Annotated in this window: 21 protein-coding genes; 14 read left to right on the forward strand and 7 right to left on the reverse strand. The window is 63.5% G+C overall.

Annotated elements, in window-relative coordinates:
• Positions 1-14 precede the first annotated feature (14 nt).
• From OUZ45_RS11940 to OUZ45_RS11960, 5 genes are read left to right on the forward strand one after another with little or no spacing between them, the layout of a single operon-like run.
• The gene (locus tag OUZ45_RS11940) at positions 15-233 is read left to right on the forward strand and encodes a helix-turn-helix transcriptional regulator (RefSeq protein ID WP_266170327.1); all 219 of its coding nucleotides are present in this window, start codon (positions 15-17) and stop codon (positions 231-233) included.
• Positions 234-246: 13 nt separating this feature from the next.
• Positions 247-1,830 (forward strand): alpha/beta hydrolase, encoded by a 1,584-nt coding sequence (locus OUZ45_RS11945; protein ID WP_266170328.1) that lies wholly within the window; start codon positions 247-249, stop codon positions 1,828-1,830.
• Positions 1,827-2,561 carry an ABC transporter ATP-binding protein gene (locus OUZ45_RS11950; RefSeq protein ID WP_266170329.1) on the forward strand — a complete coding sequence of 245 codons (735 nt, stop codon included), beginning with the start codon at positions 1,827-1,829 and terminating at the stop codon, positions 2,559-2,561. Before OUZ45_RS11945 ends, OUZ45_RS11950 begins: the two co-directional genes overlap by 4 nt.
• Positions 2,558-3,763, forward strand: a complete 1,206-nt coding sequence (locus OUZ45_RS11955) for an ABC transporter permease (RefSeq protein ID WP_266170330.1) — start codon at positions 2,558-2,560, stop codon at positions 3,761-3,763. Before OUZ45_RS11950 ends, OUZ45_RS11955 begins: the two co-directional genes overlap by 4 nt.
• Positions 3,764-3,821: 58 nt before the next feature.
• Positions 3,822-5,540, forward strand: a complete 1,719-nt coding sequence (locus OUZ45_RS11960; RefSeq protein ID WP_266170331.1) for a dipeptidyl-peptidase 3 family protein — start codon at positions 3,822-3,824, stop codon at positions 5,538-5,540.
• 464 nt (positions 5,541-6,004) lie between these two features.
• Here OUZ45_RS11960 and OUZ45_RS11965 read toward each other — a convergent pair whose 3' ends face one another.
• From OUZ45_RS11965 to OUZ45_RS11980, 4 genes are all read right to left on the reverse strand, one after another.
• Positions 6,005-7,888 carry an aspartyl protease family protein gene (locus tag OUZ45_RS11965; protein ID WP_266170332.1) on the reverse strand — a complete coding sequence of 628 codons (1,884 nt, stop codon included), beginning with the start codon at positions 7,886-7,888 and terminating at the stop codon, positions 6,005-6,007.
• A 73-nt stretch (positions 7,889-7,961) separates the two neighbouring features.
• On the reverse strand, positions 7,962-8,768 hold the full coding sequence (locus OUZ45_RS11970; protein WP_266170333.1) for a helix-turn-helix domain-containing protein: 807 nt from the start codon (positions 8,766-8,768) through the stop codon (positions 7,962-7,964).
• A 110-nt stretch (positions 8,769-8,878) separates the two neighbouring features.
• Positions 8,879-9,124, reverse strand: coding sequence for a helix-turn-helix domain-containing protein (locus OUZ45_RS11975; RefSeq protein WP_266170334.1), 246 nt, complete (start codon positions 9,122-9,124; stop codon positions 8,879-8,881).
• Positions 9,125-9,631, reverse strand: a complete 507-nt coding sequence (locus OUZ45_RS11980; RefSeq protein ID WP_266170336.1) for a DUF2975 domain-containing protein — start codon at positions 9,629-9,631, stop codon at positions 9,125-9,127.
• 143 nt (positions 9,632-9,774) lie between these two features.
• Here OUZ45_RS11980 and OUZ45_RS11985 point away from each other — a divergent pair, with 143 nt between their 5' ends.
• On the forward strand, positions 9,775-10,680 hold the full coding sequence (locus OUZ45_RS11985) for an ABC transporter ATP-binding protein (RefSeq protein WP_266170337.1): 906 nt from the start codon (positions 9,775-9,777) through the stop codon (positions 10,678-10,680).
• 4 nt (positions 10,681-10,684) lie between these two features.
• Entirely contained in the window at positions 10,685-11,470 is a 786-nt protein-coding gene (locus tag OUZ45_RS11990; protein WP_266170338.1) for an ABC transporter permease, read from the forward strand.
• A gap of 59 nt (positions 11,471-11,529) precedes the next feature.
• On the opposite strand, the gene OUZ45_RS11995 is transcribed toward OUZ45_RS11990, so the two are convergent.
• Both OUZ45_RS11995 and hemH read right to left on the reverse strand, forming a co-directional pair.
• Positions 11,530-12,381, reverse strand: a complete 852-nt coding sequence (locus OUZ45_RS11995; RefSeq protein ID WP_266170339.1) for an alpha/beta fold hydrolase — start codon at positions 12,379-12,381, stop codon at positions 11,530-11,532.
• On the reverse strand, positions 12,378-13,442 hold the full coding sequence (hemH, locus tag OUZ45_RS12000; RefSeq protein WP_266170340.1) for a ferrochelatase: 1,065 nt from the start codon (positions 13,440-13,442) through the stop codon (positions 12,378-12,380). The genes OUZ45_RS11995 and hemH overlap by 4 nt, the downstream gene beginning before the upstream one ends.
• A gap of 123 nt (positions 13,443-13,565) precedes the next feature.
• On the opposite strand from hemH, the gene OUZ45_RS12005 reads away from it, so the two are divergent.
• The 5 genes from OUZ45_RS12005 to OUZ45_RS12025 all read left to right on the forward strand — a co-directional run bounded on the left by OUZ45_RS12005 (position 13,566) and on the right by OUZ45_RS12025 (position 16,153).
• Positions 13,566-14,255 (forward strand): lipid-binding SYLF domain-containing protein, encoded by a 690-nt coding sequence (locus tag OUZ45_RS12005; RefSeq protein WP_266170341.1) that lies wholly within the window; start codon positions 13,566-13,568, stop codon positions 14,253-14,255.
• 67 nt (positions 14,256-14,322) lie between these two features.
• The gene (gene tatA / locus OUZ45_RS12010; RefSeq protein WP_266170342.1) at positions 14,323-14,547 is read left to right on the forward strand and encodes a twin-arginine translocase TatA/TatE family subunit; all 225 of its coding nucleotides are present in this window, start codon (positions 14,323-14,325) and stop codon (positions 14,545-14,547) included.
• Between the two features lie 19 nt (positions 14,548-14,566).
• Complete coding sequence (tatB, locus tag OUZ45_RS12015) at positions 14,567-14,929, forward strand: Sec-independent protein translocase protein TatB (protein WP_266170343.1); 363 nt, start codon at positions 14,567-14,569, stop codon at positions 14,927-14,929.
• Positions 14,916-15,683 (forward strand): twin-arginine translocase subunit TatC, encoded by a 768-nt coding sequence (gene tatC, locus OUZ45_RS12020; protein WP_266170345.1) that lies wholly within the window; start codon positions 14,916-14,918, stop codon positions 15,681-15,683. Before tatB ends, tatC begins: the two co-directional genes overlap by 14 nt.
• A gap of 11 nt (positions 15,684-15,694) precedes the next feature.
• Positions 15,695-16,153: a cupin domain-containing protein gene (locus OUZ45_RS12025; protein ID WP_266170421.1), complete on the forward strand. Its 459-nt coding sequence runs from the start codon at positions 15,695-15,697 to the stop codon at positions 16,151-16,153.
• Between the two features lie 481 nt (positions 16,154-16,634).
• On the opposite strand, the gene OUZ45_RS12030 is transcribed toward OUZ45_RS12025, so the two are convergent.
• Complete coding sequence (locus OUZ45_RS12030) at positions 16,635-18,734, reverse strand: TonB-dependent receptor (RefSeq protein WP_266170347.1); 2,100 nt, start codon at positions 18,732-18,734, stop codon at positions 16,635-16,637.
• A gap of 366 nt (positions 18,735-19,100) precedes the next feature.
• Between OUZ45_RS12030 and OUZ45_RS12035 the strand changes: the two genes are divergently transcribed.
• Together OUZ45_RS12035 and OUZ45_RS12040 are read left to right on the forward strand one after the other, a co-directional pair.
• Entirely contained in the window at positions 19,101-20,303 is a 1,203-nt protein-coding gene (locus tag OUZ45_RS12035; protein ID WP_425601689.1) for a murein hydrolase activator EnvC family protein, read from the forward strand.
• 123 nt (positions 20,304-20,426) lie between these two features.
• Positions 20,427-21,791, forward strand: coding sequence for a S41 family peptidase (locus OUZ45_RS12040; RefSeq protein ID WP_266170348.1), 1,365 nt, complete (start codon positions 20,427-20,429; stop codon positions 21,789-21,791).
• Positions 21,792-21,942 lie beyond the last annotated feature (151 nt).

Here is a 21,942-nt window from a genome sequence, read left to right on the forward strand (position 1 = left end):
GAGAGCGGCGACTGATGGAGAACCGGGTCCGCGAATTACGTGGTGAGTGCAGCTGGTCGCAGGCCGACCTGGCCGAGCGGTTGGACGTGTCGCGGCAAACCGTCAATGCCATCGAAACGGGCAAATACGACCCGAGTTTGCCGCTGGCTTTCAAGATCGCACGGCTGTTCGGCCTGCCGATCGAAACGATCTTCCAGCCCGATAAAACCGCGGATAAAACCGAAACCGAGTGAGGAAAGACGAGACATGACCATCAAGGGACGAACCGCTATGCGGATCGGGGCCGTCGTCATCGGGCTCAGCGCATTGGCGTGGAATCAGTTTCATCCGCGAGAACACACCGACGACACGTCCAAGGACACGGCGGCGCAGAGCGTGTCGGCATCAACACCAAAGACGCCAGCCAAACCTGAGACCTGGAAGCTCGGCTCGCTCACGTTGACGCCGTGCGAACTGGGTCAGCCGAACAGCGGGCTCTCCACCGCGGCGTGGTGCGCACCGTTCGAGGTGCCGGAAAACCGCGACGATCCGCACAGCCGCAAGATCAAACTCAGGCTGGGTGTGATCCGCAGCAGCGCGCAGTTGGCCAGCCAGGACATGCTGGTGCTGCTTGCCGGCGGCCCCGGCCAGGCGGCCACAGAAACGTGGCCTGGCGTGGCGGGCGCATTGCAGCCGCTGCTGGCGCATCGCCACGTGCTGCTGCTCGACCAGCGCGGCACCGGCGGTTCGAATCCGCTGACCTGCAAACCGGCAGAGCAAAAGGCCGGCAATCATGATGACGAAGGTCCCTTCGACGCCGACAAGCTGAGCGATGAGGCCACGCATTGCCTCAAGCAACTCGAAGGCAAGGCGGACCCGCGCTACTACACCACCACCGTCGCGGTGCAGGATCTGGAAGACGTACGCCAGGCACTCGGCGCGCCGACTTTCGATCTGGTCGGCATTTCCTACGGCACACGCATGGCGCAGCAGTATCTGATGCGCCACCCCGCCGCCGTGCGCAGTGTCGTCCTCGATGGTGTCGTGCCCAACGAGTTGGTACTCGGCGAGGACTTCGCGCAGAATCTGGACGCCGCCCTCAAGGCGCAGTTCGCGCATTGCACCGCGGACCCAGCCTGCAAGCAACGCTTCGGCGATCCGTATCAGACGCTGTACCAGTTGCGCGATGCGTTGCGCGCGAATCCGCACAAGGTGAGCTTCCGCGATCCGCAGAACTACCAGACCGTGCAGCGCATATTGAGCGAGTATTCGCTGGCCAGCGTGGTGCGCATGTTCGCCTACTCGCCGATCACCACCGCGCTGCTACCGATGTCGATCGACGCCGCCGCGCATGGTGACGTCGGCCCGCTGCTGGGCCAGGCCAAGCTGCTGTCGGGTGACCTCTCCGACACGATGAACGGCGGCATGCAGTCCTCGGTGATCTGTGGCGAGGACGCCGACCTGCTCACGCCGCGCCCGCAAGACGCCCATACCATCCTTGGCACGCGCATGATCGACGCGCTGCAGGCGGTGTGTGCGGTGTGGCCCAAGGGCACTCGGCCGGACGATTTTCACCAGCCGATCAAGAGCGACAAGCCGGTGCTGCTGCTCTCCGGCGAATACGATCCCGTGACACCACCGCGCTACGGCGACGACATAGTCAAAGGGCTCAGCAACGGGCGTCACCTGGTGCTTAAGGGTCAGGGCCACAACGTGATCGCGGCTGGTTGTGCGCCTGATCTGGTCAAGCGCTTCGTGGAAGACACCGCGCCCGCCAAACTGGACGTGAAGTGTCTGGACCGGCTGCAAGCCACACCCCCATTCATTGATTTCAACGGAGCCGCGCCATGATCGAAGTGAAGGATCTGCACAAGGCGTTCGGCACAGTGAAGGCCGTGGATGGTGTCAGCTTCAAGGCGCGCGATGGCGAGATTACCGGCCTGCTCGGCCCCAACGGCGCCGGCAAGACCACCACGCTGCGCATGCTCTATACCTTGATGACACCGGACCGCGGCCAGGTGCTGGTGGACGGCATCGACGCGAGCGCCGATGCGCTCGCCGTGCGCCGACAACTTGGCGTGCTTCCCGATGCGCGGGGTTTGTACAAGCGACTGACCGCACGCGAAAATATCGACTATTTCGCGCGTCTGCACGGCCTGCCGGAAGGCGAGTTGGCCGCGCGTCGCGAAGCGCTGATCCAGGCGCTGGAGATGGAAGACATCGGCGACCGCCGCACCGAGGGCTTCTCGCAAGGTCAGCGCGTGAAGACCGCCATTGCCCGCGCGCTGATCCACGACCCGCGCAATGTGATCCTCGACGAACCGACCAACGGCCTCGACGTGATGGCCACGCGTGCGCTGCGCCAATTCATGCAGAAGTTGAAAGCGGAAGGCCGCTGCGTGCTGTTCTCCAGCCACATCATGCAGGAGGTGGCTGCGCTGTGCGATCGCATCGTGGTGATCGCGCACGGTCGTGTGGTCGCCGATGAATCGCCGCAAGCGCTGCGTGAGCAGACCGGTGAGAACAACCTGGAGGATGCGTTCGTGAAAATCATCGGTAGCGAGGAGGGCCTCGCCGCATGAATGCCGTGACTGCCAAAGCAAAGCGCGCGAATGCGTTCCTCACTGTGTTCCTCAAGGAGGTGAAGGAAAACCTGCGTGACCGCCGCACGCTCATCAGCGCCTTCCTTACCGGCCCGCTGTTGGCGCCGATGATGTTCGTGATGATGATCAACATCAGCCTCAACCGCGAACTGGACAAAGCGGAGCAGTTGTTGAAGGTACCGGTGATCGGCGCCGAATACGCGCCCAATCTGGTGAGTGCATTGAAGGCCGGCGGCGTGCTGCCGCAACCCGCCATCGCGAATCCCGAGCTGTCCGTGCGCAAGCAGGAGGCGGACGTGGTGCTGCGCATCGCCGAGGCTTATCCCAAGGCCTGGCGCAAAGGCGAGCCGGTGCAGGTGGAGCTGATCTTCGATTCCTCGCAGCGCGATACCCACACGGCGGTGGAGCGTGTCACCAAGCTCGTGGAAGGCTATGCGCGCCAGCAGGGGGCGATGCGCCTGGTGGCGCGCGGGCTTTCGCCCGGCACGGCGTGGCCCATCGGTGTGGCCCAGCGCGATCAGGCCACCGCGCAATCGCGGGCCGTGCTGATGTTCAGCATGTTGCCGTACTTCTTCGTGTTGACCATCTTTCTTGGCGGCATGTATCTGGCGATCGACCTCACCGCCGGTGAACGCGAGCGGCAATCGCTGGAGCCGCTGTTCGCCAACCCGGTGCCGCGCTGGAAGATCCTGGCCGGCAAGCTGGCGGCCATTTGCACCTTCTCCGCGGCGAGCCTGTTGATCAGCCTCGCCGCGTTCGGTGTGGTTGGCCGTTTCATTCCCACCGAAAAGCTGGGCATGGAGGTGAACCTCGGCCTGCACTTTGCGACTCACGTCTTGCTGCTGATGCTGCCGTTGATCGCCTTGCTTGCCGCTTTGCAGTCGATGGTGGCGGCGTTCGCCAAGAGCTACCGCGAGGCGCAGACCTACCTGTCGCTGCTGATGTTCGTGCCGATCGTGCCCAGCGCCATCCTGATGATGCTGCCGATCAAGCCGCAGGACTGGATGTATGCCGTGCCGCTGCTCGGTCAGCACCTGGGCATCATGGAGTTGTTGCGCGGTGATGGCCTGCACTTGTACCAGCTCGGGCTGTGCCTGGCGGGCAGCCTCGTCACGGCCTTGCTCGCCGTGCTGGTGACGGCGCAGCTGTACCGCTCCGAGCGGTTGGCGATTTCGGCCTGACGGCCGGCAAACCCATACCCGGGATAACATGGGGTTTTCCATCTGCGAGGAAGACCCCATGCGTCGCCACCTGCTTGCCCTGAGTCTCGTCGCCGCCCTGGCCGGCTGCAGTTCGTCCCATCAGGAGGCCGCCGCGCCGGCTGGCGAGGCCAAGCCCGCACCGGCGAGCACCGCAGCGGCGGAACCGCCGCCGGCATCGACCGATGCGGAACTGGCGAAGAAGCGCATGGCCGACTACGCCTCGGTCAAGCTCACCGTCGATCTGTCGGGCTTCGATGCGCAGCAGAAGCAGATGATCGCGCTACTGATCCAGGCCGCCGACATCACCAACAGCCTCTACTGGCAGCAGGCCTGGGGCGACAAGGCCGCGCTGATGCAGCGTATTCCCGACGAAGACACCCGCCGTTTCGCCGAGATCAACTACGGCCCATGGGACCGTCTCGCCAACGATCAGCCCTTCGTCGCCGGCGTGGGTCCGCGCCCACTGGGTGTGCAGTTCTATCCGGCCGACATGAGCAAGGACGAGTTCGAGAAGGCCGACCTCAAGGACAAGACCTCGCTCTACACCGTGTTGCGCCGCGACGCTCAGGGCAAGCTGGTAACGATGCCTTTCCATGAAGCCTATAAAGCCGACCTCGAAAAGGCGGCCGGCTTGCTGCGCGATGCGGCCAAGCTCTCCGCCGACAAGGACTTTGCGCGCTACCTCAAGCTGCGTGCCGATGCGCTGCTGAGCGACGACTATCGCCCCAGTGATTTCGCCTGGATGGCGATGAAGAACAACCCGGTCGACATCGTGATCGGTCCCATCGAAACCTACGAAGACCAGCTGTTCGGCTACAAGGCTAGTTATGAGAGCTATGTGCTGCTGAAGGACCAGGCGTGGAGCGCCAAGCTCGCGCGCTTCGTGAAGTACCTGCCTGAGCTGCAGCGCGAGCTGCCGGTGGAGGCGAAGTACAAGGCCGAGAAGCCCGGTTCGGATGCCGACCTCAACGCCTATTTCGCCGTGTACTACGCCGGTGACGCCAACGTCGGCGCCAAGACTATCGCCATCAACCTGCCCAACGACGAAGAGGTGCAGCTGAAGAAGGGCACGCGCCGGCTGCAGCTGGAAAACGTCATGCAGGCGAAGTTCGACAAGATCATGCTGCCGATCGCAAAGGAACTGATTGCGGATGACCAGCAGTCGCATCTCACGTTCGACGCATTCTTCGAGAACACCATGTTCCATGAAGTGGCGCACGGCCTGGGTATCAAGCAGACACTCACCGGCAAGGGTATGGTGCGCGGCGCGCTGAAGGATCAGGCATCGAGTTTCGAGGAAGGCAAGGCCGACATCCTCGGCCTGTACATGGTCACCAAGCTCGCCGAGAAGGGTGAACTGGACAAGGCGAAGTTGATGGACAACTACGTCACCTTCCTTGCCGGCATTCTGCGCTCAGTGCGCTTCGGCGCCAGCGATGCACATGCCAAGGCGAACATGGTGCGCTTTAACTTCTTCAAGCAGCAGGGCGCGTTCAGTCGCGACCCGGCGAGCGGGCGCTATCGCGTTGACTTCGACAAGATGACGGCGGCGATGAATGCGCTGTCCGCGAAGTTGCTGACCATCCAGGGGGATGGCGATTACGAGGCGGCGAAGCAGCTCACCGACGGTATGGGCAATGTGGATGCGGAGTTGGCTGGCGATCTGAAACGCTTGCAGAGCGCGAAGATTCCGGTGGATATCACGTTTGAGCAGGGGTTGGATGTGTTGGGCCTGTCGGGCGCGACTACGCCTTGAATCATTCTCCCTCTCCCCTTTTGGGGAGAGGGTTGGGGTGAGGGGCGGGTGCTTGGTTCACCGTCGCTACTTCGTCATTCCGGCGTAGGCCGGAATCCAGTGGCGTTGCCGTTCGATATTCGCGCTATCGCATCCTGGCTCGCCTGCGGCGGGCTTTCGAACCGCTGCCGCGGTCCGAGTCACTTTTCTCTGTTTGGCCAGAGAAAAGTAACCAAAAGAGAGGCCACCCCGGTTACGCGCCCTCCGGCTTCGCCTGCGGGTCCGTGAGGTCTGGCCGGGCTTTTCGACACGACGTCCCTGTCGTGTCGAAAAGGCGCAGGCATCCGTGCCTGCGCCCCCTTCGGGGCCTGATCGTCCAGCCCTCACCGCTGCACAGGGGACCCGAAGATCAAGAGCGATAAGCAAAGCTGCTTCGTAGGGTGAGCGCATGCGAACCCCAACATCATTGCATCGCTAACGAATGCTTACTTCGGCGCCATGTCCCGCAACTTCATATCCAGCGTCCGCCCATCGCTCAGCGTCAGCTTCAGCGGCGTTCCTTCCGGTAGCAGCATGTTTGCGTCGCGCAGTTCGCCTAGGCCGATGGTTTTCGCTGCTTTGCCGTTGACTGCGGTAATCGCATCGTCCTTCTTCAGCCCGGCTTGCTCGGCGGGGCTGCCGGGTATGACCCAGCTGATCACGTAGCGGTCGGGTTGCTCTTGCGGTTTGTCGGCGCGGAAGCCGGCCATGGCGTAGTGCCGGGTGATGGTTTCGGTGCGGGGCATCAACACCATCTGTTGGCGGCGGTAGTCGAAGTGGACGTTGTAGCGGGAGAGCACGTCCTGGCCGATGTTGCCGGCTTCGCTGGGGTTGCCGGTGGCGGCGGCGTCGGCGCGGGTGAGCATGGCGACGACGTTGTCGAGTTTCTGTTCGCCGAGTTTCAGTGAACGTGTATGGGAGAAGTGTGCGGTGAACTGGCCGCCGACGCCGCCGGTGGGTGCGGGGGTGCCTTTCGTGTAGCGATCGGCGATACCTGTGCGTTCGGCCCATTGCGGGAACAGCAAGACCAGGCCGGAGTTGCCGGTGTCGATGCCAAAGGTGCCGCGATGGTCGTCGAGCTCTGCATCGGTCAGCGGCATGTCGTCGGTGAAGCGCAGCGGCAGCACGTTGCCCTGGCGTGCCGCTGGCGCTTGTCCTTGGTCGTAGGGCTGCAGGATGAGTTGCTGATGGTCGTAGTCGAAGGTGACGGCGAAGCGCTCGAAGATTTCCAGGCCGAGAATGCCGGCGACGGGTTCGCGTCCTTCGCCGCGTTCGCACATGGCATAGGGATACGGCATCACCAGGAAGGTCTGGTCGCGGATGTCGGCGTCGCCCATGCCGAGGTGGTCGACGTGCGTATACGCCGTCGTCATCGAACCGGGGCCGGAGCCGGTGCTGACGCCCTGACCCTGCGTGCTGAAGCCGAGCTTCTTCGCGGCCTCGATGGTGAGGATGGCGTGGCCGCCGGTATCGAGGATGAAGGGCAGCGGCCCTTTGCCGTTGATGCTCACATCGACCAGCAGGAAGCCGCCTTCGAGATGCATGGGCACGACAGCCTGGCTGGCGCCGTGGGCCATCGTCACGTCGCGCACCTTGCCGTCCGGGCGCTGCAACGCTGCGGTGGGGGCGGTATCCAGCCACTGGTAGCGACTGACGATGTCCGTGCTCGCGTTGTCGAGGCCGCCGGCCGCAGTGGCCGCGCCGCTGCTGATGCGAAAGGGAAGTTGCACGCCGTTCACCGCGCGGTAGTCGCTGTATTGCTGGGTGAACGTAAGGAAGGAGCTTTGCCAGGAGACGTGATCCAGACGATGCGTGGTGGGGTCGATCCACAGTGTCATCGCGCGTCCACCGGCAGGCGTCGCTTCGAGCCGTGCAAAGCGGTGGCCTTTTTCCTCGGCATCCGGCAGGCGGCGATAGTTCACGTCGTCCGTCCCGGTCGACAGGAAGCCGAAGCGGCGTAGCCAGTTCTCGCTGATGGCGACCGTGGTGGCTTCGTCGGAGTCGTTGGGATGGATAAGGCCGGAGATGTCCTGATGCCAGCGGCCTTGCGCGTCGTAGCCGTCCGCGCCGGTGAAAACGGGGTTGCGCGCATGCTCGGCGAAATGGCCGTTGCGCAGGTCCACGGTGAGGTTCCAGCTGCCGCTGAGGCCGTCGGACTCCTCCTTGCCCTCTGCAACGAGGGCGGCATGGTGCTGCAGGGCCGCAGCGCCATGCGCCTGCTGCAACTGGCGCAGCAGGTCATGCGCGTCGTCCGCGCTGGCGAACGTGGGCAGCAGCAAGCTGCCGATCAACAGGAGACGGGAAAGAGGGCGGAGCTTGAGCTTGATCATGCCGGCGATTCCTTGGGAGGCGATCGCATGCTGCCCGAGTGCTCCCTGGCCGGTCTAGGACGAGATTGATGCTTTAGGACGCGTGTTGCAGTTTGTGCCGAAAGTCACGTGGTGTTTGTCCCGTGACCCGTTTGAATACCCGCGCGAAATGGCTCTGGTCGGTAAAGCCGGCTTCGACGGCGACATCGGCGATGGAGCGCTCATCGCATGCCAGTGTTCGGCAGGCCAGCTTGATACGCAGCGCGCGGCGGTATTCGCCCACCGACATCCCCTGCGCCTGCTGGAAGCGGCGCGCAAGATGCGCGGGATGCACGCCGGCCAGGGCGCCCAGTTCCTGCAGCGACAAGCTGGCCAGCGGGTCGTCCTGCAGGCGCTCGAGCACCTTGCTCAGCCAGGCGGGTTGGCGCTCGCCCTGGTCGCTCCGGCAAGCCAGCGCGACCAGTTCGAAAATCGCCGATTGCAACGCCAGCGGTGCGGCGTCGTCGGTGGCGGCCAGCTCGCGTTCGATACGCGCCAGCAGGCGTGGCGCGTCGGGCAGGTTCAAGGCGCGATGGTCGCCAAGCAGGCGTTGCATGCTGTCGCTGGCGGTGAATTCATGCGAGGGGAAGATGCTCAAACAGCGCGCGCCCAGCGGCGAAAAGCGATTGGCGTGGCGGTGCCCTTCGGGGTGCACCAGCAGCAGGCCGGATTCGCAGGCGGTATCGCGTCCGCTCGCCTGCTGCACATACGCGCCGTCCGCGACCAGGCAGAGGTAAGCCTCGTCATGCTCGTGCAGGGGCAGGGAGGCATCGCCTTCATAGCGCGTGGCGTATACCAGCATGCCGCCGATCGAGCGAAGCTGTTGCGGGGAACCGTAGTTGGCGCGGCCGAGGTGTTGCATGACTGCAGTTTACGCAGTACCGGCAGGGTGCCACGTGCCGTAGGTCAGGGGCTGGTTTGGTCGGGGCCCCATTCCGTGGAGGACTGCTTTGCTCGCGCCCTCGGAGCGGATCAGGCCTCGTCTCCGGATTCGGACGCTGCCAGATCCGTATCCGAGAAGTCGTAGGCCATCAAGTCGCCCGGCTGGCATTCGAGGATTGCGCACAGCTTGGCCAGTGTGGAAAAGCGCACTCCGCGCACCTTGCCCGATCGGAACAGCGATAGATGTGTTTCGCTGACGCCGATGATCGCAGCCACCTGTTTCGCTTTCATGTTTCTCGCCGCGAGCATGTCATCGAGCGTGATTCGAATCGGCATTCAGAAGATCTCGTCTATTTCCGCTTGCAGTTCGGAAGCGCGCTGCAATACGCGCCCGATGATGTGGAGCGACAGTCCGACCGCCCCGAGCACCAGGCCGGAAACGTCAAAGGCCACCCAGTATCCCGGCCCGAATCCCAACATGTAAGTCGCGGCGGGAACCAGGAAGACGCTAATGAAAGCGCCCGCAGCCAGCATCGCACCGACACGGCCGAGCATCTTCGTGATGGTGGACGTATAGAGCTCACCTCGCGCAAATGCGGCCAGTGCTTGTCGAATCCACCAGAGCGACAGCAGATAGAAAACCTCCGGGCAGGCGGCAACCAACTGATCCGCCAAGCGCCGCAACGGTTCTCCGTCAAAACCATGGGTAGAAAGCTGGATCGCGACCGCGCCGAAGCGTTCGAGCATCAGCAAGACCCACAACGCCGCCAATAGGCAGGTCACAAACTGCCGCAGGCGCGCGCTGCGACGCCGGATGTCCGCCACCGTGGATTTGCCGACCATGTGCACCTCAATAATTTAAGTTTTACTTAAATTTCTTTCGTGATAGTTTAACTCTTACACCAAGTTTGGCAAGAGTGTCGGTCCAGCCCGACCGGGGGCCCATACGCCTCGCCAGCAAGCCTCCACTCGGCCGGACATGCCGTATGCATTGCCTCGAAACGACCCATCTCTTTCATCGTTACTCCAATGGCGATATCGCCCTGGAGGACATCAATCTCCAGGTGCCCGAAGGCGCCATCTATGGCTTGCTTGGGCCGAACGGCGCAGGAAAAACCACCACGTTACGCTTGGTCCTGGGGCTACTGCGAAAGCAACAAGGTGTGATCTCCATCTTCGGCAAGCCGTTCGACACGCATCGGGTCGAGATTCTGAGAGGCGTTGGTTCGCTGATCGAAAGCCCATCGCTCTACGACCATCTCACGGCCACTGAAAACCTGGCGCTGCTGCAGAAAATCTACCGGGTCACTAAGACGAGAATCGGCGAGGTGCTGGCGTTGGTCGGGCTAGCCGACACCGGGGGCAAGAAGGTCAGCCAGTTTTCCCTTGGCATGAAGCAGCGGCTGAGCATCGCCATCGCGATGCTGCATCGTCCCGCGCTGCTGATTCTGGATGAGCCAACCAATGGGCTCGATCCCCATGGCATGGTCGAGATCCGCGACCTATTGATGAAGCTCAATCGAGAGGATGGCATCACTATCGTGATTTCCAGCCACCTGCTATCCGAGATAGCGCGGCTGGTTACGCATGTAGGCATTGTTTGCAAGGGCAGGATGTTGTTTCAGGGCACGCTGGGAGTGCTGCTGCAACAGCGCCGGCAGGCAGGAGCTGTGGGGCTTTGCACAAGTGACGATGAGCGGGCGCTGCGCATTCTCTCAGCTGACGTTCCAGACGCTCATATCGTCGACGGAAAGATCGTGATGCCGGCGATGTCCAACGAACGCATTGCTAGCATCAATCGACGTCTGGTCGGGGAAGGCGTGGGCGTTCATGCGCTTGGCGCTTTAGGGGGCGACCTCGAAGCCATCTTCATGGACATGGTCGGGGGCTGAAAACATGACGATCGATTTCATCCATGCACTTCATGGCGAATGGATCAAGAAAAAGCGTAGCCTCGCTTCGTGGCTGATTGTGATCGGTGCTTTTTTTACACCACTGATTGTCATCGTTGCCCGGCTGGTGAATCACAACAAGCTCCAGGCGTTGTATTCGGCGGATACCTTCTGGAATGCATTGTGGAAGAGTTCCTGGGAATCGATGGCGATCTTCTTTCTGCCGTTGAGTGCGATTCTGGCGACCAGCCTGATGACGCAGCTCGAGTACAAGAACAACGCATGGAAGCAGGTGCACACGCTTCCGCTGAGCGTGACCGTTATTTTCTTTGCGAAACTCACGGTCATCCTTTTGATGATCGTGCAGTTCTTCATCTTGTTTAATGTCGGCATCTATCTTTCGGCCCTCATTCCCTATCTGTTGGTCTCTGGGACGCCCTACCCGAGTGAGCCGTTGCCGCTGCGCTCCTTTCTTGCGCAGAACGCGCTGTACTTCATCGACTGTCTGCCGATTGTGGCCATCCAGTATCTCTTGAGTCTGAGGTTCAAGAATTTCCTGGTGCCCATCGGCTTCGGCTTTCTGACCTGGGTGGGCGCGCTGGCCGCGCTGTCGTGGAAATTCGGATATGTCGTGCCATATGCGTACAGCATGCTGAACTATTTGAAAGACAGCCCATCAGCGCGGGTGGCCGCGGGCACGGCAAACCTTCACTGGCTGGCGCTCGGCTATTTCCTCCTGTCGATGGTCGCGGGCTACTGGCTCTTCATTACGAAAACGCAGAAGGGCTAAGGCACATCGCGTACCCGCGACGCGCATCGCCGGCAATGACAACATCGATGCAGGACGGGTCAGGAGTCGCCGAGGTGCTGACTCGCCCAGCCCGCCACGGACTGGGGATGTTCCAGATGCAGATGGTGTCCGCCGTCCATGTGGCTCACGACGATGTCGTCCACGCAGGCCGCGCGCCGTTCCATCGGATGGCTGGGTAGATAGGAGGTGGCGGGTTGGGCCAGCAGCAACGCCGTGGATGCGCGAATGCCTCGCAGCAGCGCGTGGATCTGGCTCTCGGCGAGCCGCAGCGGCGAGGTGCGGGTGAGGCGCGGGTCGCTCCGCCAGCACCAGCCGTCGGCGACTTCCATCAGGCCGCGCTCCACGATCGGTCGCGCCAGCTCGGCGGGCAATCCGCCCGCGATGGCGCGCGCCGCCGTGGCCTGCTCGACGTTGCGGAATATCCGCAGTCCTTTGTTGTTGATGGGTGCCGCGATGCCATCGCGGAAGCGCTGCAGCGTGTGCGAACCATCGTCACCGAGCGGACCGAGCCCTTCGATCAGCAGCAGTTTTTCGATGCGCTCCGGTACCGCGGCTGCCGACAGCGCGGCGATACCGGCCCCCAGCGAATGGCCGAGCAAGGCGAAACGTTCCAGACCCAAAGCATCGGCGGCACCGAGCACGTGCCGCACGTAATCGACGAAGTGATAGTGCGTGCCCGCCGGCAGGTGGTCGGAATGTCCGTGGCCCGGCAGTTCCAGGGCGATCACGCGCCAGCGGTCGGCGAGCAGCGGTGCGAGCCGGGCATAGCTGCCGGCGTTGTCCAGCCAGCCATGCAGGGTGAGCAGGGGCGGTAAGTCGTCCGCACCCCAGATCTGTGCGTGCAGGGTGAGTTGCGGCAGTTCGATGGAGCGTTCGGCCGGCGTGCTCATGCAAGGCTCGCCGCTGTGCCGTCGCGTTCCGGCCAGCCCTGCATGTGGCGCAGGGCCAGATCGGCGAGGCTGGTGATCTGGTCGCGGCTGTCGTTCAGAGCGGGGATGTAGCGCAGCTCCTGGCCGCCGGCTTCGACGAAGAAGTCGCGATTTTGCATGGCGATCTCCTCCAGTGTTTCCAGGCAGTCCACGGCGAAGCCGGGGCAGGCCACGTCGAGACGCTTCACACCCTGCGCCGCCAGTTCGCGCACGGTAGCGTCGGTATACGGGTGCAGCCAGCGTTCGCGGCCCACGCGCGACTGGAAGCTCAGCAGCAGCTGCGTTTCATCCAAGCCCAGCCGTTCGCGCAGCAGCTGCACGGTGGTTCGGCATTGCTGGAAATAGGGATCCCCGGCCGCCACGTAGCGTTCCGGAATGCCGTGGAACGACAGCAGCAATTTGTCACCACGGCCGTTCGCCGCCCACCAGCGTTCGATGCTTTGCGCCAACGCTTCGATGTGGCCCGGGTCGTCGTGGTAGTCGTTGACCACGCGCAGTTCCGGCGGCCAGCGCAGGGTCTTGAAGCTGTCCGCCACGGCGTCGATCACCGAGCCGGTGGAGGTGGCGGAATATTGCGGATACAGCGGCAGTACTAATAAGCGGCGGACGCCGTCGCGCTGCAATTGCTCGATCTGATGCGCTACGGATGGCTGGCCGTAGCGCATCGCCAGGGCTACACGGACCGGGCTGGGCGCGCGTTGATCCAATTCCGCCTGCAGGCCCGCGGCCAGCGCTTCGCTGCCGACGCGCAGCGGAGAACCTTGCGGCGTCCAGATGCGTCCATACGCATGCGCCGAGCGTGGCGGCCGGATACGAAGGATCACGCCATGCAGGATCAGCAGCCACAACCAGCGCGGATACTCGATGACCCGAGGATCGCTAAGGAACTCCGCAAGATAAGGACGCAGCGCTTTCGCCGTTGGAGCTTCGGGTGTGCCCAGGTTGACCAGGAGTACGCCAGTCTTAACCGGACGGTCATCGGAAACGCCGGCCAGGCCGGTATAGTGGCTGCTGCGTGGCATGGTGACCGTCGTGGCGAGAGTTAACGTCAGAGAAGCGCGATGAAGTCTGCCACAAGCCGTCCGGGGCACTGCATGACCCGCTGTCGCAGGCCGCCCTATCGAACTCGGTTACAGGAGTCATCCATGATCAAAGCATCGCTGCACCGACTGTTGCTCGCCGCCCTGGTTCTGTTGCTGCCGGCCATGTCCGTTCACGCCGAAGATCCGCCGCTGGTGCGCGCGCAGAACTCCGTGCGCGTGCTGAAGGAAATCATGGAGGCGCCGGACAAATCGATTCCGTCGGATCTGCTGAAAGAGGCCCACGCGATCGCAGTGATTCCGGACATGATCAAGGCCGGTTTCATTTTCGGCGGCCGTCGCGGTGAAGGTCTGATCTCGGTCAAGAGCCCGGACGGCACCTGGTCCAACCCCAGCTTCGTGACCCTGACTGGCGGCAGCGTCGGCTTCCAGGCCGGCGTGTCGTCCACCGACGTGATCCTGGTGTTCCGCACCCAGCGCGGTGTGGATTCCATCGTCAACGGCAAATTTACCCTGGGCGCGGACGCCGCCGCCGCGGCCGGCCCGGTCGGGCGCACCGCCACCGCCTCCACCGACAGCCAGTTCAAGGCCGAGATCTACTCGTATTCGCGCTCGCGCGGCCTGTTTGCCGGCGTGTCGCTGGACGGCTCGGCCATGCGCATCGACTATGACGCCAACGCCGAGATCTATGGCGCCGGCATCACGCCCCGCCGCATCTTCGAGGGTGGTGTGAGCAAGGTTCCGGGACCGGTCGTCGATTTCCGCGACCGCCTGGAGGAGTACACTCAGCGCTGAGTCGGAAAGGCCGGCGCACGGCGCGTGCGAACGTTTTCCGGTCCACTTCCGCTTTTGAGGCAACCCTATGAGCATTACCCATCTCATTCTTCTATTGGTTGTTGTGGTGCTGATCTTCGGCACCAAGAAGCTGCGCAACATCGGTGGCGACCTCGGTGGCGCCGTGCGCGATTTCAAGAAAGGCCTGGACGGCGGCGACAGCAAGCCCAAGGATGAGGAGCGCCTGCAGGCGGACCCACCGGCCTCCGGCAGCAACAGCACGCAGAACCAGCACAACACCGAAACCAAATAAGCAGCGCGGATAGCAGGCGATGATCGAGATCAGCTTCGGCAAGCTGGTGCTGCTCGCGCTTATTGCGTTGATCGTGCTCGGCCCGGAAAAGCTGCCGGGCGCGGCGCGCACCGCCGGTGCGCTGCTGCGCCGGGTACGCACCGGCTGGGACAGCGTGCGGGCCGAGGTGGAGCGCGAGCTGCAGGTCGAAGAGATCAAGCGCCAGGCCCGCGAGGCCGCCGCGCACGCCGAGGCGGCGCAGTCCGAACTGGACGCCACCTTGCGCAAGGTTCGCGAGACCGGCGGCGACGTGATGCAGCCCAAGCCGCTCCAGGCACCGGACGAGACCACAGCGGCAAACTCCGCCACGCCACCCAGGGAAACACCGCATGGCGGCGCCTGAGCACGACCCCTCCGAAAGCGACAGCCTGCAGGAAGGCCTGTTCTCGCATCTGATCGAACTGCGCTCGCGCCTGGTCAAGGCGGTAGTGGCTGTGGTCGTGGTGCTGCTGGCCCTGGTGCCGTTCGCCAACCGCTTGTATTCCGAGCTGGCCGCACCGCTGGTGGCGCGCCTGCCGCAGGGCGCGCACCTGATCGCCACCGAGGTGGCCAGCCCGTTCGTAACGCCGTTGAAGCTGGCGTTCTACACGGCGCTGTTCATCAGCATGCCGGTGATCCTCTATCAGCTGTGGGCCTTCGTCAGCCCCGGCCTGTACAAGCACGAAAAACGTCTGGCGCGACCGCTGCTCGCGGCGGCCTTGCTGCTGTTCTATACAGGCTGCGCGTTCGCCTATTTCCTGGTGCTGCCGGCGGCCTTCCGTTTCCTCACCGCGGTGACCCCGCAGGGTGTGGAGATGATGACCGACATCACGCATTACCTGGATTTCGTGATGCTGATGTTCTTCGCTTTCGGCCTGTGTTTCGAGGTTCCGGTGGCGGTGGTCATCCTCGCGGCGATCGGTGTGGTCAGCCTCGAACAGCTGCGCGACGGCAGGCGCTACGCCATCGTTGGCGCTTTCGCCATTGCCGCTTTCATCACACCGCCGGATATCACGTCGATGGTGATGCTGGCGATCCCGATGTGTTTTCTCTACGAATTGGGCATGTTGGCGGTGCGCTGGCTGGTCAAGCCGCAACCCGACGCAGCGACCGACTGAGACCTATGCCCATCCACCCACGCGCGGCGACTCTGATTTCCACGCTTCAGTTGCAGCCGCATGTGGAAGGCGGCCATTACCGGCGCTTCCATACGGCTGTTTCGCCTGATGGCGTCCGGCCATCGTTTAGTGCGATCCACTTTTTGCTTGCGGCTGACGAGATCAGTGACTGGCATGTCGTCGATGCGGATGAGGCTTGGCATTATGTCGAGGGTGATCCGTTGGAGTTGCTGATTTACCACCCGAACGAAGAGCGGCTTGAACGTTGTCGTTTGGGGCCTCTCGCTGATGGTGCTTCGGTGGTGCATGTGGTGCCTGCGCACGCGTGGCAGGCGGCGCGGCCGTTGGGGGATTACACGTTGGTGACTTGTTTGGTGGCGCCGGCGTTCGAGTTCGCAGGGTTTCGGTTGTTGGGGGATGGGGATTCGTTTGCGGGGCGGTTGCGGTCGTTGTTAGTTGCGACGGATTAATGCCGTTCCTACTTCGTCATTCCGGCGAAGGCCGGAATCTAGTGGCGTTATCGCTCGATTGTCGCGTTATCGCGACCGGGCTCGCCTGCCGCGGGCTTCCGTCTCGCTGCCGCGAGCCGGGTCACTTTTCTCTGCTTGGCCAGAGAAAAGTAACCAAAAGAGAGGCCACCCCGGTTACGCGCTCTCCGGCTTCGCCCGCGAGTTCGTGAGGTCTGGCCGGGCTTTTCGACACGACGTCCCTGTCGTGTCGAAAAGGCATCGACGTCCTGTCGATGCCCCCCCTTGGGGCCTGATCGTCCAGCCCTCACCGCTGCGCAGGGGACCCCAAGATCAAGAGCATGTCGGCTCGCTTGCGCATCGCTTTTGCTCCCTCTCCCCCGTTCACCGATTTGTGTACGGGGGAGAGGGTTGGGGTGAGGGGTGGGTGCTCGCGATGACCCTTCATGTTCGTCACGCCCGGAAGCAGGGTTCGAAAGCGGGTTTAGAGTTCTAGTTGCGCGCCAAACATCACGCTGCGTCCCGGCGCCGGTTCGTAGAACCGGCCGTTGCTTTCGTTGACGATCACCGAGCCTATGGCACGCCGGTCAAACACATTGTCGATGCGCGCACTCAGGTGCAAGCGCGTCGCACCTAGCGCCAGGCCATAGCCCAGGTCTATGCCGGTCAACAGATAGCCTGGTGCATGTGAGCTGTCGCGGTCGTCTACCGATACGGCGCTGACACCTTGCAGTTCGATGCCCATCCGCCAACCGAGTGTGGCGCCGCGTTCAATCCGCAATGAGCCGTAGTTTTCCGGAACGCCTGGTATGCGTGTGCCGGCCGGTATGGTGATGGCTGGTGTGCCGCTGCTGAAGGCGCTGAGGAAGCGTGCTTGCACGTGGGTCAAGCCGAGCGCTAGTCGCCATCCATCGCCGAGTTCGCCGCGCAACGAAGCTTCTGCGCCTTGGCGCCGGCTGCGTCCGATGGTGCGGTAGCGCGCGCGTCCGCCGGTGTTGTTGGCTACCGCCAGTTCGTTGCGGGTGTCGGCGCGGAACCAGGCGGTGTCGAGTTCCCAGTCTGTCGCTGGCTGCCATTTCGCGCCGAATTCGCCTTGCCGGCTACGTGATGGGCGCAGGTTGAAGGCGAGTCCGGCGCCACCATCGGCGCGGTAACTCAGTTCGTTGAAGGTGGGTGTTTCGAAGCCCTCGCCATAACTGGCGTAGAAGCGCAGCTTGTCGTTGGGACGGTACTGCAAACCCGCTACGGGTGTGGTCGCGCCGTAGCGGATACGTCCGCTGTCGTTCGGGTTGCCGGGAGCGATGTAACGGTCGTTCGAGCGGAAGTGCACCTCGCTATGCCGCAACCCGGCCAGGAGGGACCACTGCGTGGCGAAACGCCAGTACAGCTGGGCGTATGGATCGAGATTCCACACGCGGTCATCCTCATCGCGGCGCAATCGGCCAGTGATGCCCAACGTGTTGCCGACGAAGTTTTCGTAGCCGCGACGGTGTTGATCCTGATCGTCGTAGCTGAGGCCAAGCACTAGCTCCAGTGGGCGGCCAACGAGATCGGCTCGTCGAGTCCAGCGCGCGTCGATCCCGCCGTAGTTGCTGTCCAGATCGACCACGCCGCCGGCGCTGAGCGGATCGCGTTGTGCGGCGACCGGCACGGCCAACACCTGTTGCACGCCGCGCTGGCCGTAGTAGGCCATCAGACGCCACTGCGTATCCGCATCTGGCGCCAGCTCATAGATCGCGCCGCCCTGGGTCTGGTGCACGCTCTTGCGGGTGTCGAACTGATAGGCGACGGCGGGCGCCTGCTGCGGGTTGGCTTCGGCTTGCGCACGGGTCAGACCGAGCGGGTCCTGCGCCTGCGGCAGGGCCAGTGTGTTGAATACCAGGGTGAGGTGCCCGCTTTTGCCCAGGTCGAAACCGAGCCGTGCGTTGCCGGACTCGCGCTGGGCCCGGCTGTGGTCGCGATAGCCAGCGGTCTGGAAATGTGCCAAGGCCAGGTTGTAGTCGAGCGCGCCGTCGATGCCGCGCGTCGACAGGCCAAGCCGCATGCTGGCATCGCTACCGGCGAACAGGCCTATCCGTGTCTGTGACGGCACCGTTCCTTCCGCGCTCCACAATTGCACCACGCCGCCGGAAGCATTGCCGTACAGCGCGGAGAATGGCCCGCGCAGCACTTCTACCCGCTCCGCCGCATCGAGACTGAAATGCGAGAGCTGCCCCTGTCCGTCCGGCATGGTCGCGGGAATGCCGTCGGCATACAGCCGCACGCCGCGCACGCCGAAGGTGGAGCGCGCGCCGAAGCCGCGCAGCGACAACTGTTCGTCCTGTGCGTAATTCTGCCGATCGCGTGCCAGCACGCCCGGCACGCCAATCAATGCCTCGGAGAGATTCACGCCCGGTTTGCCACTGTCGCCGGGCGCCACCGTAACCACGCTTAGCGAGGCAGGGAGGTCGAACGGAGGAACGTCCAGCCGTACGGCATTGACCTGCACCGCTGGCAAGGTGGTATCGGTTGCCCATCCAGGAGCAGCGAGCAGCATGCATGCGATGCCTGTGCCGGCGATCGTCTTGCTTCTTGCGACCCGCATGACGCTCCGTCCCTCCTGTCATCGATCCGACGATGGTAGCGCGGCGGCGTTTGTCCAAGAGCCTGTTCAAGGTCTCCGCGTGGCCCGCGCCGGGATCTGTTTGCACGCAAGACCAGGAAGAACGAGGGCGTGTATGTCGATACACAACCGAGTGATGACGCAGGATTGCGTGCAAACAGACCCGGCCCGGAGGGTTGATGAGCTATGGGCGCCATGCGGCGGCGCGCGGCTTGGCCTGACAGCCAGTCAGGCGCTGCGCCACGCTCCACCACTTGGCGCCCATAGCTCGTCAACGCGGGCCACGCGGAGACCTTGAACAGGCTCTAACGTCTCGCCGGGATCGCTCTGCTCAGGGATAATCGGCCGATGCCAAAACACCATTGCTCCGCCCGTCGTTGCGCTCGCGGCCTCATCGGTGCCGCGATCCTTCTCGCCGGCTTCGCCACCATGCCCGCGATGGCACAGGATGCCAAGACCAAGGCGGAACAGGCCGAGGCGCAAAAGAAGCTCGCCGATGTGCGCAGCAAGATGGAGGCGTTGGCCAAGGAGCAGGCGGAGACCGCCGCCAAGCGCGACAGCGCCAACGCCGAGTTGGCCAAGCAGGCCAATGCCGTGGCTGGTGCCGCGAAGGCGGTGCGCCAGACGGACAGCGAACTGGCCGCCAAGCAGCGCGAGCTGGAAAAATTGCAGCAGCAGCGCACTGAATTGCAGAAAAGCCTGGACGGCCAGCGCGCCGCCATCGCCGATCTGTTGCGCGCCACTTACACCTTGGGGCGTGGTTCCGATCTACGCCTGCTGTTGGGTGACGAAGATGTCGCCCGGGTGGCTCGCGCTTTGGCCTATTCCAAGTACTTCCAGGAAGACCGCGTGCAGCGCGTGGAAAAGCTGATGGGCGACCTGGCTCATCTGCAGGACCTGGAGGCCAGCATCACCACCGAGCAACAAGCCCTGCAGGCCGCGCGCAGCCAGCGCGAACAGCAGGCGAAGACGCTGGAGCAGCAGCGTGCCGCGCAGGCCAAGCTGGCCGCCCAGACCGACGCGCAATACAAGGACCAGGGCGAACGGCTCGCGGCGCTGAAGCAGAACGCGCAATCACTCAACAACCTGGTCGACAAGCTGCAGAAAGCCATCGACGAAGCAGCCCGTGCCGCCGCCCTCGCCGCCAAGGCGAATCCGGCCGCGCCCAGCGTGTCGCCGGGCAAGGGCAGCGCAAATATCCGCGGCAACCTGCCGTGGCCGGCCAACGGTGTGGTCAATACCTACGGCAACGGCGTGCTGATCAAGGCTGGCGGTGGCAGCGAAGTGCGCGCCGTGGCGCGTGGCCGGGTGGTTTACGCGGCCTTCCTGCGCGGCTACGGCATGTTGCTGATCCTCAGCCACGGCAGCGGCTGGATGAGCATGTACGGCAACAACGAAAGCCTGCTGCACGGCGTGGGCGACGAGGTTGAGGCCGGCCAGGCCGTCGGCACGGCGGCGGCGCCCACCGGCGTCAATACGGGCGTCTACTTCGAGCTGCGCCAGAACAACAAACCGGTCGATCCACGCAGCTGGCTGAGCCGCCAGCGTTGACGTAGAACTTACGGCGACGCAGGCTAGCTAATACAAGTACTGAATTCCGGCGCGTTCCGGCGGTCCAAGCAGCCTGGCGCTGCACCGCATCGCGGCGCGCCCCTCGCTTTTCCGGAGTACGTCATGCGGTTTCCCACCCTGAGTCTGATCGCCTTGTTGATGGCAGCGCCCATGCTGCAGGCCCAGACGGCCCCCGCCCATGGCAACAAGCAGGCGGAAGCCGCGCCGGCTAAGGCCGCGTCCAGCGAGACGCCGGACCCCGTCGACCTCAATGACATCCGTAACTTCAGCCGGGTCTACGAGATCGTGCGCCAGGCTTATGTGGAAAAAGTCGACAACAAGACCCTGATGAAGGCCGCCATCAGCGGCATGCTCACCGGCCTGGACCCGCACAGCGAATACCTCGACAAGGAAGGCCTGGCCGAGCTCAGCGAAGACACCACCGGCCAATACGGCGGCCTGGGCATCGAAGTGCTGCAGGTGGACGGCACGCTGCGCATCATCTCGCCCATCGACGATACGCCGGCCTCGCGTGCCGGCATCAAGCCTGGCGACACCATCATCAAGGTCGACGGCAAGGCGGTCGGTACGGAGAACATCGAGGAGATGTTCAAGAAGTTGCGCGGCGAGCCGGGCAGCAAGGTCGTCCTCACCATCCTGCATGAGAAGAGCGACAAGCCGATCGACATGCCGCTGGTGCGCGAGCGCATTTCGATTACCAGCGTGAAAACGCGTGAGCTGGAGCCTGGCTATGCCTACATCCGCGTCAGCCAGTTTCAGAACGACACCGCAGCGGATCTCGAAAAGAAGCTCGGCGAGCTGATCAAGAAGAGCGGCGCGCAGCGCGGCGCCATCCTCGACCTGCGCTCCAATCCCGGCGGCCTGCTCACCGCCGCCGTGGGTGTCAGTGACGACTTCCTCGACACGGGCACCATCGTCACCACGAAGGGCCGTCTGCAGGATGCCAACCTCAACTTTGCCGCGCACCCTGGCGACCTGCTCAATGGTGCGCCGATGGTGGTGTTGGTCGACAACGGCACAGCCTCCGCCGCCGAGATCGTGTCCGGCGCGCTGAAAGACAACCATCGCGCGCTGATCGTCGGCCGCCGCACGTTCGGCAAGGGCGTGGTGCAGACGGTGTTGCCGCTGGATGCGGACCATGCGGTGAAGATCACTACGGCGCGTTACTACACGCCTAACGGTACATCGATCCAGGCCGAAGGCATCAAGCCGGATATCGCGCTGGCCGATCTGGCGGTGAACAAGGCGGATAGCTCGGCCACGCTGATCGGCTCCGAGGCGGATTTGCGCAATCACCTTGCCAATGAGGATGGCGGCAAGGGCAAGGACATCGACAACGATGGCAGTGCGGAGAATGCGAAGTTGGCGACGCAGGATTATGCGTTGTCGCAGGCGCTGAATGTGTTGAAGGGATTGGTGTTGAATCGCGGTGTTGCTGCGCCGGCGGATGCTGCCACCAAGCACTGACGCTTCAGCTCCCTCTCCCTCTCGGGGAGAGGGTTGGGGTGAGGGGGCGGGTGCTCGCGACACCGTTTCTACTTCGTCGTCCCGGCGTAGGCCGGGACCCAGTGACATATCGCTCGATTGTCGTGTCTGCGTGTTCTGGCTCGCCTGCCGC

Source organism: Dyella subtropica (assembly GCF_026283965.1).
Taxonomy (GTDB): Bacteria; Pseudomonadota; Gammaproteobacteria; order Xanthomonadales; family Rhodanobacteraceae; genus Dyella_D; species Dyella_D subtropica.